This is a genomic window from Methylobacterium tarhaniae (assembly GCF_001043955.1).
Taxonomy (GTDB): Bacteria; Pseudomonadota; Alphaproteobacteria; order Rhizobiales; family Beijerinckiaceae; genus Methylobacterium; species Methylobacterium tarhaniae.
This window is the reverse complement of the sequence record NZ_LABZ01000140.1, coordinates 1-16150: the sequence shown is the minus strand read 5'-3', so window position 1 is coordinate 16150 and position 16150 is coordinate 1. Positions and strand designations below refer to the sequence as shown.

19 protein-coding genes and 1 tRNA gene are annotated in these 16150 nt (G+C 72.0%); 8 read left to right on the top strand and 12 right to left on the bottom strand.

The window, feature by feature from the left end:
• The coding region (locus VQ03_RS19845) for a histidine kinase dimerization/phospho-acceptor domain-containing protein (RefSeq protein WP_048452630.1) at positions 1–2895 on the bottom strand (2895 nt) is incomplete at its 3' end.
• A gap of 272 nt (positions 2896–3167) precedes the next feature.
• On the opposite strand from VQ03_RS19845, the gene VQ03_RS19840 reads away from it, so the two are divergent.
• Positions 3168–3689 (top strand): phasin, encoded by a 522-nt coding sequence (locus VQ03_RS19840; protein WP_048452626.1) that lies wholly within the window; start codon positions 3168–3170, stop codon positions 3687–3689.
• Between the two features lie 171 nt (positions 3690–3860).
• On the opposite strand, the gene VQ03_RS19835 is transcribed toward VQ03_RS19840, so the two are convergent.
• Positions 3861–4103: a hypothetical protein gene (locus VQ03_RS19835; RefSeq protein ID WP_048452625.1), complete on the bottom strand. Its 243-nt coding sequence runs from the start codon at positions 4101–4103 to the stop codon at positions 3861–3863.
• Between the two features lie 172 nt (positions 4104–4275).
• On the opposite strand from VQ03_RS19835, the gene VQ03_RS19830 reads away from it, so the two are divergent.
• On the top strand, positions 4276–4587 hold the full coding sequence (locus VQ03_RS19830; protein ID WP_048452629.1) for a hypothetical protein: 312 nt from the start codon (positions 4276–4278) through the stop codon (positions 4585–4587).
• Between the two features lie 90 nt (positions 4588–4677).
• Here the strand turns inward: VQ03_RS19830 and VQ03_RS19825 are convergent, their stop codons facing one another.
• From VQ03_RS19825 to VQ03_RS19795, 7 genes are all read right to left on the bottom strand, one after another.
• The gene (locus tag VQ03_RS19825; RefSeq protein ID WP_048452624.1) at positions 4678–5328 is read right to left on the bottom strand and encodes a L,D-transpeptidase; all 651 of its coding nucleotides are present in this window, start codon (positions 5326–5328) and stop codon (positions 4678–4680) included.
• 172 nt (positions 5329–5500) lie between these two features.
• Positions 5501–6307 carry a transglutaminase-like domain-containing protein gene (locus VQ03_RS19820; RefSeq protein WP_048452623.1) on the bottom strand — a complete coding sequence of 269 codons (807 nt, stop codon included), beginning with the start codon at positions 6305–6307 and terminating at the stop codon, positions 5501–5503.
• 292 nt (positions 6308–6599) lie between these two features.
• Entirely contained in the window at positions 6600–6845 is a 246-nt protein-coding gene (locus VQ03_RS19815) for a hypothetical protein (protein ID WP_048452622.1), read from the bottom strand.
• Positions 6846–7025: 180 nt separating this feature from the next.
• On the bottom strand, positions 7026–7673 hold the full coding sequence (locus VQ03_RS31110; RefSeq protein WP_053078666.1) for a NepR family anti-sigma factor: 648 nt from the start codon (positions 7671–7673) through the stop codon (positions 7026–7028).
• 102 nt (positions 7674–7775) lie between these two features.
• On the bottom strand, positions 7776–8825 hold the full coding sequence (locus VQ03_RS19805; protein ID WP_245292143.1) for a transglycosylase SLT domain-containing protein: 1050 nt from the start codon (positions 8823–8825) through the stop codon (positions 7776–7778).
• 262 nt (positions 8826–9087) lie between these two features.
• Entirely contained in the window at positions 9088–9312 is a 225-nt protein-coding gene (locus VQ03_RS19800; RefSeq protein WP_048452620.1) for a hypothetical protein, read from the bottom strand.
• A 98-nt stretch (positions 9313–9410) separates the two neighbouring features.
• Positions 9411–9980 (bottom strand): hypothetical protein, encoded by a 570-nt coding sequence (locus VQ03_RS19795; RefSeq protein ID WP_048452619.1) that lies wholly within the window; start codon positions 9978–9980, stop codon positions 9411–9413.
• 383 nt (positions 9981–10363) lie between these two features.
• Between VQ03_RS19795 and VQ03_RS19790 the strand changes: the two genes are divergently transcribed.
• The 3 genes from VQ03_RS19790 (at position 10364) to VQ03_RS19780 (ending at position 11757) form a co-directional block, all read left to right on the top strand.
• On the top strand, positions 10364–10663 hold the full coding sequence (locus tag VQ03_RS19790) for a hypothetical protein (protein WP_048452618.1): 300 nt from the start codon (positions 10364–10366) through the stop codon (positions 10661–10663).
• A 443-nt stretch (positions 10664–11106) separates the two neighbouring features.
• Positions 11107–11391: a hypothetical protein gene (locus VQ03_RS19785; protein WP_048452617.1), complete on the top strand. Its 285-nt coding sequence runs from the start codon at positions 11107–11109 to the stop codon at positions 11389–11391.
• Positions 11392–11568: 177 nt separating this feature from the next.
• Positions 11569–11757 carry a hypothetical protein gene (locus VQ03_RS19780; RefSeq protein WP_048452616.1) on the top strand — a complete coding sequence of 63 codons (189 nt, stop codon included), beginning with the start codon at positions 11569–11571 and terminating at the stop codon, positions 11755–11757.
• A gap of 22 nt (positions 11758–11779) precedes the next feature.
• Here VQ03_RS19780 and VQ03_RS19775 read toward each other — a convergent pair whose 3' ends face one another.
• A complete protein-coding gene (locus tag VQ03_RS19775; RefSeq protein ID WP_157064176.1) occupies positions 11780–12007 on the bottom strand; it encodes a hypothetical protein in 228 nt (75 codons plus the stop codon).
• 192 nt (positions 12008–12199) lie between these two features.
• On the opposite strand from VQ03_RS19775, the gene VQ03_RS19770 reads away from it, so the two are divergent.
• Positions 12200–12589: a VanZ family protein gene (locus tag VQ03_RS19770; protein WP_048452615.1), complete on the top strand. Its 390-nt coding sequence runs from the start codon at positions 12200–12202 to the stop codon at positions 12587–12589.
• 36 nt (positions 12590–12625) lie between these two features.
• Here the strand turns inward: VQ03_RS19770 and VQ03_RS19765 are convergent, their stop codons facing one another.
• Both VQ03_RS19765 and VQ03_RS19760 read right to left on the bottom strand, forming a co-directional pair.
• Positions 12626–12922 (bottom strand): DUF6894 family protein, encoded by a 297-nt coding sequence (locus VQ03_RS19765; RefSeq protein WP_048452614.1) that lies wholly within the window; start codon positions 12920–12922, stop codon positions 12626–12628.
• A 128-nt stretch (positions 12923–13050) separates the two neighbouring features.
• Positions 13051–13127: transfer RNA gene (locus tag VQ03_RS19760), tRNA-His, on the bottom strand.
• Positions 13128–13310: 183 nt separating this feature from the next.
• On the opposite strand from VQ03_RS19760, the gene VQ03_RS19755 reads away from it, so the two are divergent.
• On the top strand, positions 13311–15131 hold the full coding sequence (locus tag VQ03_RS19755) for a chloride channel protein (protein ID WP_048452613.1): 1821 nt from the start codon (positions 13311–13313) through the stop codon (positions 15129–15131).
• Between the two features lie 63 nt (positions 15132–15194).
• On the top strand, positions 15195–16150 hold a 956-nt coding region (locus VQ03_RS19750), incomplete at its 3' end, for a tartrate dehydrogenase (RefSeq protein ID WP_048452612.1).

Genomic DNA, 16150 nt, shown 5'->3' with positions numbered 1-16150 from the left:
GTCGCGCACCCGCAGGGCCACGCCGCCGCGGTCGGTCATCGCCGTCGAGACGATCACCTGGCCGCCCGCATCGGTGTACTTGATCGCGTTCGAGATCACGTTGAGGGCCGCCTGGCGCAGGCTGCGCTGGTCGGCCAGCACCGCCGGCAGGCCCGGCGCGAAGCTCGTGCGCATCACCACACGCTGCCGGGCGGCCTGGCTCTGCATCAGGGCGACCGACGCCGCCACCAGCTCGTTGAGGCCGAGGCCCGCGAAGGCGAGGTCGAGGTGGCCGGCCTCGATCTTGGCGAGGTCGAGCAGATCGTTGACCAGGCTGACCACATGCTCGCCGGAGGCCCGGATGTCGCGCAGGTAATCGCGGTAGCGGTCGCTGCCGACGGGGCCGAACTGCTCCTCCAGCATCACCTCGGCAAAGCCGATGATCGCGTTGAGGGGGGTGCGGACCTCGTGGCTGATCGTGGCCAGGAAGTCGGATTTCTGGGCGCTGGCTCGCTCGGCCTCGCGCCGGGCGCGCACCAGCTCGGCCTCGGTGCGCCGGGAGGCCGAGACGTCGCGCAGCACCGCGGCGACGCGGCGCTGCGGCCCGCTCGCCACCGGCGCCAGGGTGAGGATGAGGGGCAGCGGGCCCTCCGGTCCCCGCGCCATCACCTCCTCGCCGGTCGTCGCGGTCGTGCCGGCGCTCGCCCGCAGCAGGGCGGCCTGGGCCGCGGGCCGGCTCTCGGCGGAGAACAGGCCGATCAGGGGCTCGCCCGCGACCTCGCGGGGATCGGCGCCGAGGAGATCCTGCGCGCCGCGATTCATCCCGACGATGCGGCCCTCCTCGTCGAGCACCACCACCCCGTCGGTGACCGCGTCGAGGATCGCCGTGGTCTCGCGCAGATGCGCGTCGCGGTGGGCGAGATGGGCCTCGGCCGCCGCCAGCGACTGGGCCGGGTCGGCATCGGGCAGGCGCCGGATCGTCAGCATGCTGGCGGGCGCGCCGTCCCATTCGATGACGCCGACGCTGACGCCGACCGGCACGCTGCCGCCGGTCCGGGTCGCGAGCGCGATCGGGGCGCCCTCGCCGGGGCCGGGCGAGGCGGAGGGGTCGCGGCCGCGGAAGATCACCGCCGGACCGCCGGCGGTCGCGAGCGCCTCCGGGCTGTCGTAGCCCGAGAGGGCCAGGAGGTGGCGGTTGGCAAGCAGGACCTCGTCGCCGCGATGGACCAGGAGCCCGACCGGCAGGCGCTCGACGAGGCGGGCGAGCGCCGCCTCGGTGCCGCGCTCGGGGAGCCGGGCGAGCGCCTGCGCCCCGCGGAACGGCGTCACGGCGCCCCGGCCGGACGCGCCGTGCGGTGCCGGAGGGGCGGGCGGCGCGGGTTCGGCGCTCTCCGGATCGCCGGCGAAGCGCGCCCCCAGCGCCCGGGCGATCTCCCGGAACGCGGCGTGCTCGTTGAGGGAGAGCGAGGCGGCGCGCGGCCGCTCCTCCGCCGGGGGCTCGGCGGACGAAGCCGGATCCTCCGGCAGTGGGTCGGCGGCCGGAAGCGGGGGCTCGGAAGAGGTCGAGGGCTGCTGAGAGGGAGAGTCCGGGCCGGGCGCGTCGTGGGACGTCGCATCTCGCGGAGCCTCTTCGCGCGGCGAGTCTTCCGGGCGGGCGGCCTGCGAGGGCGAATCTTGCGAGGGCGGATCTTGCGAGGGCGGATCTTGCGCAGGCGAAGCGTCCGAAGGCGAAGCTTGCGCCGTCGACGCGGCAGGGGCCTCCTCCGGCGAATGAGGCGGACCGGGCGGCCGGGTGCCGAAGCCCCAGCTCATCCCGAGATGCGCGAAGGGCGCCGCCATCAGGCCGGCGAACTCCGCCATGGTCGCCCCGGCGAGGGAGGCGAAATCGGGCGAGTCCGGATCCGGCTCCGTCGCGGGCGGCGAGGAGGAGGACGGCGAGGATGAGGGCGGTTGGCCGGTGCGGGGCGGGGCCTCCGGGACCGCGTGATGCGGAACGACCGGCTCCGCGGAGGGCTGACGCCCGACGGCGATCACCGCCGCGGCGCGCTCGCGCAGGGAGGGGCGCACCGGCTTCGGCTCGGCGGCCTCGGGCCGATCGGCCGCCGGGACGATCCGCTCCGGGTGGACGACCCCGAAGCCGCTGAACCCCGCGAAGGCACGGCCGGCCCCGAGGCGCGGCGCGCCCGAGAGGATGACGGCCACGGCGTCCCGGGTCCCGGTGACGCGCCAGCGCACCGGCACGGCCCGGAAGGTGCGCCGCTCCGCCAGGGCCTCGGTCAGGGCCGGCGCCGCCTCGACCGGGCCGGCCAGGAGGTCGTCCCAGCTCCGGCCGACGGGGGAGGCGCCGACGGCCTCGGAGAGGTGCGCGGTCGCCTCGACGAGGCAGCCGCGGGCATCGCTGCGCCACAGGAAACGCAGGCCGGGGCCCGGCGGGGAGGAAGGCTTCTCCTCCGGCCCGTGCTTCGATCCGGGCTCGGCGGCCACGGGCTCGGGTGCAGGGACCGGCGGAGCCGCGGGCGGCCCGCGGCGGGCACGGCGCGCGGGCAGCGGGTCGAGGATCGCGACGGCGAGGCCGGGGCTGCCGTCCGGCAGGGCGGCGGGCAGGCACGCGCAGAGCAGGGGCGGGGCGAGGCGGCCGGCGAGGCGCAGGCGCTCGAGCCGCGGCTGGACCGTTCCGACCGGCAGGGACAGGGAGCCGCGCAGCTGTGCGGCGAGGCCGAGGCTCGCGTCGATTCGGCCCTCGCCATCCGCGATCGCCGCCTTCACGGGCGCAGCGGCCGGGGAGGCATGGAGCAGCTGCGTGGCGGTCCGGTCGAGGAGCAGCACGGCATGGTCGGCTCCGGCGATCCGCTGCCCGAAGGCCGGAACGGCCCGCAGGGCCTCGATCGTCGTCTCGAAGAGCACGTCCCGACCCACTGCCTCTCCTCGCGCCACCCGGAACTCCGGCCGCCCGGCCGACTTCTTGACCGGCCTCTCGCGAGAACCGGATCCATCTCCCTGCTTTAAACCAACTGACACCTTCCCGCACCGGCACGAAATGCGCAGTCGCTGCGTTATCACGCCGTCAACCTTAACGACCGCCGGAAAAGGTGGCATTCCGACCGGACCATGCTATTGTGCGGTGCACAATACGTGCCGGGCCCCCAGCGTGCCGCGCCAAGGGCCGCGCAAACAACGAGGAGACGAACATGACCCAGCCCCCGAACTACGAGATCCCGACCGAGATGCGGGACTTCGCGGAGAAGAGCGTCGAGCAGGCCCGCAAGGCGTTCGATTCCTTCATCGGTGCGGCGCGCAAGACCGCCGACACGCTCCAGGGCTCGGCCGAGATGGCCCGCAACAACGCCCAGGATGCCTCGAGCCGCGGCTTCTCCTTCGCCGAGCAGAACGTGAACGCCGCGTTCGACCTCGCCCAGAAGCTGGTCCGCTCGCGCGACATCCAGGAGGCGATGCAGCATCAGGCCGAGTTCGTGCGCAGCCAGTTCGCCGCGATGCAGACGCAGGCCCGCGAGTTCGGCGGCCTGGCCCAGAACGCGATGCAGCAGAGCGCGGAGAACGCCAAGCAGGCGATGCAGCAGGGTGCCGAGCAGGCCCGCAGCGCCATGCAGCAGAGCGCCGAGCAGGCCAAGCAGGCGATGCAGAAGGGCGCCGACGCGGCCCGCAGCGCCACCGACAAGGCCACCAATGCCGCCAAGGACGCCGCGTCCTAAGGCCGGTTCAGGCCGGCTCCGCCCGGCCACGGCCAAGGCCGCGCTCCGCGAGGGGCGCGGCCTTTTTTTCACCCGGCGATCCGGCAGCGCCGGCCCGTCCTCGCCCTCGTTGCCGAGGTGCGGTCGGCAGATTTTTGTCGCATAACCGGCGACCACTTTTGCGGCATCTGCTCAGACCGCGTCCGGCGTCTTGCTGCGATGCAGCGGGCCGATGCCGAGATCCTGCTCGTCCAGCCCGCCATCATCGTCGAGGTCGTCGCAGGCCCTCGCGCGATGGGCCGGCGGATCGACGCTGCGAAGCAGCCGGACGATCTGCATCGCCCGGTCGGCGCAGTCGGGCGAGATGCGGGCGATGTCCTCCGCGAGTTCGAGGACCGCGTCGAGGGTGCGCTGCCACTGGGCCGAGGTCGTCACGGCGGATCTCCCAGGCTCGATCTCGAATCGTCGGGCGCACCGGCCGCGATTTGCCGGGCCGGGGCGGTTCGGCTACCGATGCGCCGCTGGGGGAGCGGGCACCCCGCTCGCGCGGCGTCACCGCTCCTGCAGCGTCACGCAGGGCAACTCCCGTCCAGAGAGGAACGCAATGATGCGAGGGTTCGTTCGCGCCGGCCTGTCATCGGCCATCGTTTTGGTCGCGGCCCTGACCGGCTCGGCTTCCGCGCAGTACTACCGGGACGACACGCCGCCCGGCTACGGCTACGACCGGTACGAGCGCCCGGTGCCGCGGCGCGCGGTCGGCTACAATTGCGACGCGGTGCAGCGCGGCCTCACCGGCCCGCAGCCCTATTCCTGCCCGCTCCCCGGCCCGCGGCCGCTCGGCGCCCGCTGCTTCTGCGACGTGCCGCTCGCGAGCTTCAGCGGCCCGCAGCCGCCGGCCCCGGGTCACGTCGTTCCCTGACGAACGCCACGTCCCTCACGAAGAAAGGGCCGCCGAGGGCGGCCCTGTCCAGGATCGGTGCGGGATCCGGGCGGCCCCGCCCGGCCGCCGTCAGTTCAGCACCACCACCTTGGCGCCGACCTTGACCCGCGAATACAGGTCGGTGACGTCCTCGTTGGTCATGCGGATGCAGCCGGACGACACCGCCTGGCCGATCGTATCGGGCTCGTTCGAGCCGTGGATGCGGTAGAGGGTGCCGCCGATATACATCGCGCGGGCGCCGAGCGGGTTGTCGATGCCGCCGGCCATGTAGCGCGGCAGGTCGGGGCGGCGGGCCAGCATCTCCTTCGGGGGCGTCCAGGACGGCCACTCGCGCTTGGCGGTGATCGTCTTCGTGCCCGACCAGGTGAAGCCCGGGCGGCCGACGCCGACGCCGTAGCGCAGGGCCATGCCGTCGCCCAGCACGAGGTAGAGGCGCCGCTCCGCGGTCGAGACCACGATGGTACCGGGCGCGTAGCGGCCGTCGAACCGCACCAGCTCCCGCGGGATCGGGGCGACCTGGGCCTGGTCGGTGCTTCCCGCCGACTGACCCTGGCCGTAATAGCCGCGGGTGCCGTAGCCGGGCATCCCGTAGGGCTGGCTGGCGTAGTAATCCTCGCCGGGATTGGCGTCGAAGGGATCGTAAGGCGCCGCCTTGGCGGGCGCAGAGGCAAGAACGCACACGCTCAGAGCGCCCGCCAGGGCGGTAGCGAAGATCTTCATGGCCGGAGCCTTACCTCAGCAGTTACCTTTGCTGTACAATGCTGTCCCGGCTCAGTGGTTCCCGGTTAAAGCGACGCTTTCGGCGTAGTCGGATTACCGAGCCTCGCGGAACGTAGGGGAGGGTTCACGCCCCGTTGACCGATCGCGTCGCATTCGAGGAAGAGCGCTACGCTCACACCACCTCGTCGGTATGGACCTGGAAGCCGGCGAGCAGCGAGGGGCCGAAATGGGTCGAGATCGCCACGTCGGTGGCGTCGCGGCCCCGGGCCATGACGATGCGGCCGATGCGAGGCCGGTTGTGGCGAGCGTCGAACGTGTACCAGCGCCCGCCGAGATAGACCTCGAACCAGGCCGAGAAATCCATCGGGTCCGGCACCGCCGGCACGCCGATGTCGCCGAGATAGCCGGTGCAGTAGCGCGCCGGGATGTTCATGCAGCGGCAGAAGGTGACGGCGAGATGCGCGAAGTCGCGGCAGACGCCCTCGCGCTGGTTGAAGCCGTCGAGGGCCGAGCGCGTGGCGTCGGCGCGCTGGTAGTCGAAGCGGATGTGGTTGTGGACGTAGTCGACGATGGCCTGCACCCGGGCCCAGCCCTCCGGCGTCGACCCGAAGAGCTGCCAGGCGGTGCTCGACAGCTTGTCGGTGTCGCAGTAGCGGCTGCCGAGGAGGTAGACCATCACGTCGTCGGGCAGGTCCTGCACCGGGTGCTGCACCGCGTCGGGCGCGTACTCGTCGGGCCGGCCGCTATCCTCGACCAGGAAATCGGCCGAGACGGTGAGCCGCCCCGGCGGGGCGACGATGCGGGTGCAGGTATTGCCGTAGCGGTCGGGGTAGTCGCGCGCCGGGATCGGCGGGTCGAAGCGCATCGCCGGCGAGGTCACGCAGTCGCCGAGCCGCGAGGGATGCACGCTGAGCATCAGCAGCATCGGCGTCGGGGCCGGGGAATCGAAGGTGATCGCGTACCCGGTCCGGATCCTCATGGCGGTACTGGCTCCCTGGTGCCGTCGACGCGCGCAGGCCATCGATACAACACAGGGTAAGCCCCACGCGTCGCCGGTTGCTGCGCGAAGATGCGGCAGGCGCTGAGCGAAGTTTGGCCGGGACGACCAATCCCCGACCAATGATGCGGGAGGATCGCCCGAAGCCATCAACCCGAGGTCGGACGGGCCCGCGGCCCGGCGCAGGATCGCGGGCGAGCGCGACGCGGCTCAGGGCGCGGTCCCTCGCAGCGGCTCGAAGGGCTTCGTCGGCTGAACCGGCCCGTCCGGGCGATCAAGTGCGGCGGGCGCGGGCCTCGAAGGCCTCCGCCATCGTGTCGTCGTGGCGCCCCAGGGTCTCGAGCCGCTCGGCCCGCCGGCTCTGCTCCAGGCTCTCCTCGCCGGGGCTCAGCTCCGCGAAGACCCGCGCCTGCTCGGCCTGCTGGCGATGGCGCTCGGCCTGCTCGCGGAAGAAGGCCGCCTGCTGTCCCGCCGTCGCGGCGTATTCGGCCCGGTAGCTGTCGCGCTCGTTCGTCTTCATCCCAGATCCCCCGATCCGCCCGACCGGTCCCTCCGGCCTTCGAACTCCTGAAAAGCCGCGTGGCTCCCGCCGTCGCGGCCGTTCCCGACAGCTTACGGCAGGAACGCCGCGCCGATCAAATCGACCAGAGGTTCAAGCCTCGGTCGCGCCGTGGATGACCGTCCGGCGGAGGTCGCCCCGTCACGCCACCGGCGGTCGCGGGGTGCGTGCAGCCTGCTCGGCGAGCGCCAGCAGGTCGGGCGCCCGATGGAGCGGCACCGCCTGCGGCGGCAGCTGCGCATCCGGGACCCGGGCTTCGGGCCGTGGCGGCTGGGCCACGACGAGGTGGATGGTGGGCCAGAGCGTCGCGACGGCCCGGGCGAGGCCCGCCCCGTCGAGGGCACCGTCCCGCTCGGTCGGCAGGCCGATCAGCACCAGGGCGACCTCGTTGCCGTCCCGGCGCAGGGCATCGAGGCCCGCCTGCGGGTCGATGCAGCGGATCGTCTCGAGGCCGGCCCGCGCCAGGAGGGCGGCGGCCTCGGTCGCACCGGGCACGTCCCCGACCAGGAGGGCGAACCGGCCGGCAGGAATTCCAGACGAGGTCGTCCCGGAGGACGTCATGCCGGCAGATGCCGTTCCGGACGAGGGCGCCGGCTCGCCGTTCCTCTCCAGGCTCGTCTCCGCCTCACGCCATTCCAGCTGGCGCAGGAGGGCGCTCAGCCGCTCCGGCACCGCCTCCGCCACCAGGCCGTCATAGGCTGCGGCGAGACCGGCCCCGAGGGCGTCGAGGGAGAGTGTGGGCTTGAGTTGCGTGCCGCCCGCCCGGCGGCCGGCGCCTGCCGCGACCATCGTCGCCTCCTGATCTCCTGTTCGTCGTCAGGAGAATAAGCCACGAGGGGCGGCGAGGTTTCCCCAGCAGGAGGCGCGCCGGCGAGGCTTTTTCGCGCGCCCTCAGGGTGTATCGGCGGCGTATGCCATCACGCCCATCAGGGCGCCGACGTCGCGGTAGCGGGCCCCGCGGGTGCTCATCATCGCCTCGAACTTGTCGTGGACCTGCGCCACCGTGAGGCTGCGGGCCTTCCGGCGGCCGACGCGCTCGTAGAAGATCGGCCGGTTGGCCTTGGCCGGCTTCGGCAGCAGGGCGGCGGCCTCGGCCCTCGGCTCCTCGACCACCTTGGCCATGAAGCGCTCGGCGTCGTCCGGCCCGAGGAAATGGGCGAGGTAGGTCTCGCCGAGGGTGAGGTCGCGGCCGATCCGGGCGGCGATGCGGGCCGCATCGCGCTTCAGCATCTCGCCGGCCAGGAGCGCCGAGAGGGAGGGGTCGCGGCGCAGGTCGAGGATGCGGGCGCGCTCGGCCGGATCGGCGACGCCGTTATCCTCGCCGATCAGCCCCGCCTCGCGGGCATAGCCGTGCAGGGCGCCGAATTCCCGCATCACCTGCAACCAGGTCCGCTCGATGAACTGGTAGAGTCCGGTCGCCGAGGAGGTCCGGGCCTGGACCTCGGTCAGGAAGCTCGATTCCTTGTCGGCCACCGCCATCAGCAGCACCGGGTCGGTGCGCACGGTGGCCGCCGCCCGGACGATGGTCTGGACGAGGTGGCGGCGGATCCGCATCGGGCCGAAGCTCAGCACCTCGTTGGGATCCCCACCGGTGCTGGCGGCGAGCAGGTCGTCGTAGGAGACCCGGTCGACGCCCGCCGAGCCGAGGGCGGTGTCGAGGTCGTGAATCGGCTCGCGCAGCGGCGCCATCGTGGCGGTCTCGCGGGCGGAGGCCGGCGGGACCTTCGCCGTCTGGATCTTGGGTGTCGGCATCACCAGGAGGTCGGCCATCATGGTCACCGCCGGGCGGGCGGCCATCAGGTCGGCGCCGTATTGGTGCAGCAGGGCGGAGAGACCGGCCGCGAGGCACCCCGCCGCCAGCAGCGTCCGCGCCATGACGGGAACGCCCGCATGCGCCGTGCGGCCGCCGAGCGAGAGAACGTCCCCGTGGGCCCCCGCCATCCGCAGGCCGCCCCGCTGTGCCGGTCCGTCCGCTCGACGTCGCATGTGATGGTTCGCCCCGGTTTCCGTGCCATTGAGGCGCAAGAAGCCGGTCAGATGTGGCGATAAGACGGCGAAGCTCGCAGAGCTCAGTGCATTCTCATCCAAGCTTCGCCGCGGGAGGAGCCGAGCATTCGCGCTCCTTTACGGCCAAGCTCGACAATACGCACCGGTCCGGCGACTGTGGCCGACGATGCTGCAATGCAACAAGGCGATCCAGGCGTCAGCGGGTCGCGGGCTGGACGATGTCGTCGCGCGTGCGCTGGCGCTTGTTGGCCTGGTGGCGACCGATGGCGCAGCCCGCCGCCGCACCCGCGAAGGTATGCCCGACGGCATGGCCGGCGATGCCTCCGACGACCGCACCCTTGATGCAGCCCTTCGCCTCCGCGGCACCCGCGAAACCGGCCAGTCCTGCGGCCAGAACGGCACCGGCGATCATCTTGCGCATGGGAACCTCCCGTACGTCACGTCATGGACGTCCCGTAACAGCGCAGGCCGTTTCCCGGTTCCGTCGCGCGAGGCGGCGGACCGGGGAGGGAAGGGGCTTCAAGCCTTGGTGATCACGTAGATCTGCAGCACGATCTCGACGGAGAGCAGGACGGCGATCACCGCGAGCAGCAGGGCCAGCACGGCTTGGCCGCGCGTGTCGAACAACGCCAGGGCCTGGACACCGGCACCGCGGTGGGACGACACGAGCGGCACGGGTGCCGGTGCAGGGGCCGGGATGGGCCGGGCTCCTTCCGCCGGCCGCACCTCCTCGTCGGCCTGGGGCTCGAAGCTCGGCCGGTAGCCGCCGACCGGCACCAGGATGCGGACCGGCAGGGTCCGGCCCTCTTCGGCATAGACGTCGTCGAGGACGCGGCGGAGGCGGCCGGCCTCGACCCGCACGCTCGGATCGTTGCTCGGATCGAAGCTGTCGGCCCGGCCGAGGGCCTGGGTGGCGATGGTGTAGGCCTTGATGGCGTCGCCCCGCCCGGCCAGTTCCTCCTCCACGATGTAGCCCAGGAAGGCCGACAGCTTCTGCGACCGCCGAAACGCGGGGGTGCGCAGGCATCCATCAAGGCTGCGGCGCACGGCTTCGGCCGACACAGTCTCCACGCTGGTCCGTTCGTTCATTGCAGGTCAGTCCGGGCCGCCATCGGGTACAGTAATCCCATTACTGTCTTTGATACGAAAAGTTGCCGCGCGCGTCATGCACATGATCCAGTGCCGCGCTGCACCAGCATATTGCCGCTCGATGCGACGAGGGAGGCGGAACGGCCGGCCTGAACGTCGTGCGCCGGCACGACCGCGATCCGGCCCGGACCGGCCGACGGGCCTGATCGGCACGGGCCATGCCGAATCGCCACGGCAACCGGTGCGTTCCTCTCGGGCAAGGGGCGAAGGGCGATTGCAAGGGGCGAGGGCAAAGGGCGAGGAGAAACCGCTGGGTGGGCTTAACCGTTCGCTAACCATGTTCGTCCGAGGATCGCCCGATCTTGACCGCATCGAGGTGATCCATGCCCCAGCATCAGACCCGCCCGCTGCCCACGGCCTTCGCGCGCTACCCCATCCCGCTCGAGCTGCTGGCCGTCCTGCACCGCGCCAGCGAGGATGACGTGGAGGCCCTCGTCTCCCGCATGCCGGAGACCGGACGGGCACGATTGGCGGCTTACTGCACCGACAAGGATCACCTGCACCGCCTCGGCCTGCGCATCGCCGGCACCTGCGACCAAGCCGCCCTGGTGCGGGTCGTCGGGGCCGATGCAGGGGCGAGCCTCTACGCCCAGTCCCGCCCGGCCGAGGCGCTGCCGGCCTGAGGCGGCCGGGCGCCGACCCGATCCACCGTCCGAGATCGTCGAGGGGCCGTGCCGTGCGCGGCCCCTCGACGCGTTGCGGATCGCCCATCGCGTCCTCTGCATCGTACCGGCCTGCGCGGCGCCACGAGGCCGATCCTACCCAAGAAAAAAGGCCGCCCTTGCGAGGCGGCCCGAAGTCTAGGGAGGAAACGCCCAAAGAGGGCAGCAAGGCCGCGACGCCATCGCGACCGTGCGATGCAAAATTTAGCGTGCAGCGCACAAAACGCAAGCGATATTTTTCGGTTTCGGCGAGGATCGAAACGGTTGGCAGCGCTGCACCCCGCGAATGGCTTTCGAATCGGCGTTTTCGCGAAGGTCGTCCCGGGCGCCGCAGCCCAAGGGAGAAGGAACCGGCTCTTCGCGGGTCGGTTGAGCCGGGACAACGACACCTCGGAGGATATTCGATGACACGCCTCACCGCCCTCGGCGCCGGCCTGTTCCTGATAGCCGGAACGGTCGCCGCCGCCGCCGGCCCCTGCGCTCCCGGCCAGACCGCACAGAAGATGGACAAGAGCTCGAACGTCGATCCGCCCGCTACGGCGTCCGTCACGCCCGGCGCGAAGGCCGAATCGCCCGGCACCGTCGGCGCGATGCAGAATGTCGGCTCGCAGACCGCGACCTCCCCGGCCGATGTCAACCGGCAGTCGAAAGGCGAGAAGACCGCCGCGCAGCAGGCGGATAACTGCTGAGCCCCATCGCACGATACTCGGTTCGCTCCGGCGCAGGCTCCTCCCACGGGGGGCCTGCGCTGCGCGTCCGGATTGTCGCAGCGGCTCGGGCGGCCGCACCCGGGTCACGCCTCCGGCGTTGCCTCGGTGCATTTCGCGGCGCGCCGACGGCGCCGCCGGCACGAGAGGAGGAGAGACATGGCCGATCGAACCCCCGAGATGGCGAAGGCCCAGATCGAGTACGCGCTGCAGGCCAAGCGCAATTCGCTGGCGGCGGCGTCCGACGCCCTGCGGGCCTCGCCCGAGGATCACGAGGCGCGGCGCGTGGTGGAGCGTTTGGCGGAGGATGTCGGCCGCCTGGAGATCCAGCTGCGCGGCGCGGCCTGACGGACGGGACCGGACGGCGGAGTCAGGCGGGCGGCGGCCCCTTGAGATAGCCCTTCACCCGCAGATATTCCCGCAGGATGAGGCAGATCGATTCGCCGCGGGAGAGCTGCTCCACCGCCGCGAACTCGGTCAGCGCCCGGGCGAGGTCGTCCGGGATGTGGAACGCCTCCTCGTCGCGGACGATCTCGCCTCGCGCGTCGCTCGCCTGAGCATCGCTCACCTCCGCGGACGTCTCGGCGGGATCGGTCATCGGGCTCCTCCGGTTCTGTCCAGGTATCGCGCCGGGGGACGGATCGTTCCGCCTACCGCCATCGGGCTACCCCCGAGGTGCGGGCGGCCGGGCCGGAGCCGCACCGGAGGGCGCGCTTGCGCTGCCGCCGCCGTCCGGCGGACGATCGCGTGTGAGCGCCTCCGACAGGCGCAGGATCAAAGGAGAGACGGCATGGGACCGATCGCGCGGCCCGACCTGCGGCGCATCGCCGGGATAGCGGGCCTCGCCTGTTTGCCCGTGCTGGTCTGGCTGTCCTGGATCCCCAAGGACTGGGAACTGCGCACCGGCGCCGCCGGCCAGGTCGAGCATCTCCTCGCCTATGCGGGGACAGCCGGCCTCCTCGGGCTCGGCTTCCACCGCGTGCCGGCCTGGCGGCTCGGCCTCGCCCTCGCGGCCCTCGCAGGGATCCTCGAGATCGGGCAGATCTGGGTCCCGGGCCGCACCGCGCAGGTGATCGACTTCGCGGCGAGCGCGGGCGGCGCCCTGCTGGGCCTCGCCGCCGCGCGCGCCTTCGCCGGCCACCTCATGGCCGCCCGGTCGGCGGCCCGGTCGGATGCCTGATCCGTCGCACGGTCGTCAGGCAGCCTGATTGCGGCCTCAGGCGGCCCGGACCATCCGGGGCCGGGCCGAGCGCGGCGCCAGGCCGAGCCGCACCGGCTCCTCCGGCCCGCGCACGGTGAGGGCGAGGCTCACCGTCATGACGGGTTCGCCCGCCCGGTCGCGGACCCGGACCTTCAGGTCGGACAGATCGGCACCGGGCAGGCCGGCCCCGGCGAACTCGATCGCCGTGCGGGTCGCCTCGCCGCGGATCTCGTCCGGGCTGCACAGAATCAGCCCGATATCATCCTGGCACTGCCAGGCCCCGGCGCTCAGATCGAAGAAGTAGCGCTGCACACCGTCCTCCCCTGTTCTGGGGACAGATGTGCACAGACCTTTCGGTCGATGCTTTAACAAATTTGAAAGGATTGCTCGGGACCGATCCGCTCAGGCGCTCTGCCTGGCTCTGATCCGCGACGCGTGCGTGGTACCGCCACCCCGGCTCGAACGGGGGACCTCTAGATCCACAATCTAGCGCTCTAACCAACTGAGCTATGGCGGCTCGCGACGGGGGGCTGTGTAGTCCGGCCTGAGCGCCGTGGCAAGCGCCGATCCGCGGGTTTCGCACCGGAACGGCGGGAAACTGCGCCGGCTACGCCCGGAATGGCGATCGACCGGCCCGCCCGGGCGTCCTAAACCCCTGCCGGCCCCCGCCCGTTCCCGCCACGCCCGCCACCACGGTCCGATGACGCCGAAGTCCGAGACGGTCCGCCGCTCCCTCACGGAGAGCGCCCTCGTGCTGGCGCCGGGCTCGCTGCGCGCCTGGGTGCGCAGCGGCGAGATCGGCCTGATCCTGCTCGCCGCCGTGGTCGGCTGCCTGTCGGGAGCGCTGGTCAGCTTCATGGGCTGGGCGGCGCAGGGAGCGCACGAGCTGCTGTTCGGTCTCGATCTCGACGAGCGCCTGAGCGCGACGGCCCGCGTGCCGCCCCTCGTGGCGCTCGGCGTGCCGGCCCTGGGCGGCGTCGCGCTCGGCCTCGCGGTCTGGCTCGGCGGATACCTGCGGCGGGTGCCGGGCAGCCCGGTGATCGACCCGATCGAGGCCAACGCCCTCCATGGCGGCCGCCTCTCCTTGCGCGATTCGGTGCTGGTCGCGGTGCAGAACCTGATCTCGAACGGGTGCGGCGCCTCGGTCGGGCTCGAAGCCGGCTACACCCAGATCTCCGCCGGGTTCGCCTCTCGCCTGGGCCTCAGCTTCGAGCTGCGCCGCAGCGACATGCGGGTCCTGGTGGGATGCGCCGCCGCCGCCGCCATCGCGGCGGCGTTCGGGGCGCCGCTGACCGGCGCGTTCTACGCCTTCGAGCTGATCATCGGCACCTACGCCATCGCCTCGCTGACGCCTGTCGTCACCGCGGCGCTCGCCGGCACCTTCGTGTCGCGGGCGATGCTCGGGCACCAGACGGTGATCACCATCGGGGCCACCCCGCCGGTCGGCCCGGCCGACTACCTGCCGACCTTGGGCCTGGGGCTGATCTGCGCCGGGCTCGGCATCCTGATCATGCAGGGCGTCACGCTGGTGGAGGAGGGGGTGCGCCGCAGCCGGCTGCCGCCGCTCGCCCGGCCCGTCCTCGGCGGCCTCGCGGTCGGGATGCTGGCCCTCGTCGCGACGCCGCAGGTTCTCTCGGCCGGGCACGGGGCGCTGCACCTCAACCTGGCGGAGGACGGTGCGGCGACCGGCGCGGCCGGGCTGATCTTCCTCTTCCTCGCCAAGGCGCTCGCCTCCGCGATCTCGATCGGCACGGGGTTTCGCGGCGGGCTGTTCTTCGCCTCGCTCTTCCTCGGCGCGCTCGCCGGCAAGATCTTCGTGATGCTGGCGCCGCCCCTCGTCGCCATGGTGCTGCCGCCGGTGACCTACGCGGTGGTGGGGATGAGCGCGCTCGCCGTGGCGGTGATCGGCGGGCCGATGACGATGACCTTCCTGGCCCTCGAGGTGACGGGCGACCTGCCGATCGCCAGCCTGGTGCTGGTGGCGGTGATCGCCTCCTCGCTCACGGTGCGCAAGACCTTCGGGTATTCCTTCGCGACGTGGCGCTTCCACCTGCGCGGCGAATCGATCCGCAGCGCCCACGACGTCGGCTGGATCCGCAGCCTGACCGTGGGCCAGCTGATGCGCCGGGAGGTGCGCACGGTGCGCAGCGACACCACCCTCGCGGCGTTCCGGCGCGCCTTCCCCCTCGGCTCGGGCACCCAGGTCGTCGCCGTGGACGAGGCCGGGCTCTATGCCGGCATCGTGCTGGTGGCCGAGGCCCATGCCGCGCCGATCGACGACAAGGCCGCCGAGACCCGGGTCTCCGACCTGCTGCGCTACCGCGACCAGATGCTCGTGCCGCAGATGAACGCCAAGGAGGCGGTGGCGCTGTTCGACAAGGCCGAGAGCGAGGCGCTCGCGGTTGTCGAGAGCCGCGAGGCCGCCCGGGTGATCGGCATCCTCACCGAGAAGCACACCCTCAAGCGCTACAGCGAGGAGCTCGACCGCCAGCGCAGGGCGAGCGTCGGAGAGGTGGCGTGAACGGCGATTGACCGGCGCAGCCGGATGCGCGACGGCGGGAGGCCATAACAGGAGGGAATGCCCATGCCGTCAGCCAAGAGTTCCTCGGGCAAGCGCCATTACCGCATCGCCGTGATCCCCGGGGACGGCATCGGCAAGGAGACGGTGCCGGAGGGCGTGCGCGTGCTGGAGCAGGCGGCCAAGCGCCACGGCTTCACGCTGCAGCAGGACTGGTTCGACTTCTCGTCCTACGACTACTACGCCAAGCACGGCCGCATGATGCCGGAGGACTGGAAGGCGCAGATCGGCGGGCACGACGCCATCTTCTTCGGCGCCGTCGGCTGGCCGGAGAAGATCCCGGACCACGTCTCGCTGTGGAACTCCCTGATCCTGTTCCGGCGCGAGTTCGACCAGTACATCAACCTGCGCCCGGTGCGGCTGATGCCCGGCGTGCCGAGCCCGCTGGCCGGCCGCAAGCCCGGCGACATCGATTTCTGGGTCGTGCGCGAGAACACCGAGGGCGAGTATTCCTCGGTCGGCGGCCGGATGTTCCAGGGCACCGACCGCGAATTCGCCGTGCAGGAATCGGTCTTCACCCGCCGCGGCACCGACCGCGTGCTGAAATTCGCGTTCGATCTCGCCAGCAGCCGGCCGAAGAAGCACCTCACCTCGGCCACCAAGTCCAACGGCATCTCGATCACCATGCCGTACTGGGACGAGCGGGTGCAGGAGATGGCGCGCCACTATCCCGACGTGGCCTGGGACAAGTACCACATCGACATCCTGACCGCGCATTTCGTGCTGCATCCGGACTGGTTCGACGTGGTGGTGGCCTCCAACCTCTTCGGCGACATCCTGTCGGACCTCGGCCCGGCCTGCACCGGCACGATCGGCATCGCGCCGTCGGGCAACATCAACCCGGTCCGGGACTTCCCGTCGCTATTCGAGCCCGTCCACGGCTCGGCGCCCGACATCGCCGGCCAGGGCATCGCCAACCCGATCGGCCAGATCTGGTCCGGCGCGATGATGCTGGAGCATCT

Coding starts and splice junctions, on each gene's coding strand:
- VQ03_RS19825 (WP_048452624.1), bottom strand. CDS start 5,328: ATGAAGATCTTCGCTACCGCCCTGGCGGGCGCTCTGAGCGTGTGCGTT.
- VQ03_RS19815 (WP_048452622.1), bottom strand. CDS start 6,845: ATGAAGACGAACGAGCGCGACAGCTACCGGGCCGAATACGCCGCGACG.
- VQ03_RS19755 (WP_048452613.1), top strand. CDS start 13,311: ATGACGCCGAAGTCCGAGACGGTCCGCCGCTCCCTCACGGAGAGCGCC.
- VQ03_RS19780 (WP_048452616.1), top strand. CDS start 11,569: ATGGCCGATCGAACCCCCGAGATGGCGAAGGCCCAGATCGAGTACGCG.
- VQ03_RS19805 (WP_245292143.1), bottom strand. CDS start 8,825: ATGGCGGGGGCCCACGGGGACGTTCTCTCGCTCGGCGGCCGCACGGCG.
- VQ03_RS19775 (WP_157064176.1), bottom strand. CDS start 12,007: ATGACCGATCCCGCCGAGACGTCCGCGGAGGTGAGCGATGCTCAGGCG.
- VQ03_RS19820 (WP_048452623.1), bottom strand. CDS start 6,307: ATGAGGATCCGGACCGGGTACGCGATCACCTTCGATTCCCCGGCCCCG.
- VQ03_RS19795 (WP_048452619.1), bottom strand. CDS start 9,980: ATGAACGAACGGACCAGCGTGGAGACTGTGTCGGCCGAAGCCGTGCGC.
- VQ03_RS19770 (WP_048452615.1), top strand. CDS start 12,200: ATGGGACCGATCGCGCGGCCCGACCTGCGGCGCATCGCCGGGATAGCG.
- VQ03_RS19830 (WP_048452629.1), top strand. CDS start 4,276: ATGCGAGGGTTCGTTCGCGCCGGCCTGTCATCGGCCATCGTTTTGGTC.
- VQ03_RS19800 (WP_048452620.1), bottom strand. CDS start 9,312: ATGCGCAAGATGATCGCCGGTGCCGTTCTGGCCGCAGGACTGGCCGGT.
- VQ03_RS19785 (WP_048452617.1), top strand. CDS start 11,107: ATGACACGCCTCACCGCCCTCGGCGCCGGCCTGTTCCTGATAGCCGGA.
- VQ03_RS31110 (WP_053078666.1), bottom strand. CDS start 7,673: ATGGTCGCGGCAGGCGCCGGCCGCCGGGCGGGCGGCACGCAACTCAAG.
- VQ03_RS19790 (WP_048452618.1), top strand. CDS start 10,364: ATGCCCCAGCATCAGACCCGCCCGCTGCCCACGGCCTTCGCGCGCTAC.
- VQ03_RS19840 (WP_048452626.1), top strand. CDS start 3,168: ATGACCCAGCCCCCGAACTACGAGATCCCGACCGAGATGCGGGACTTC.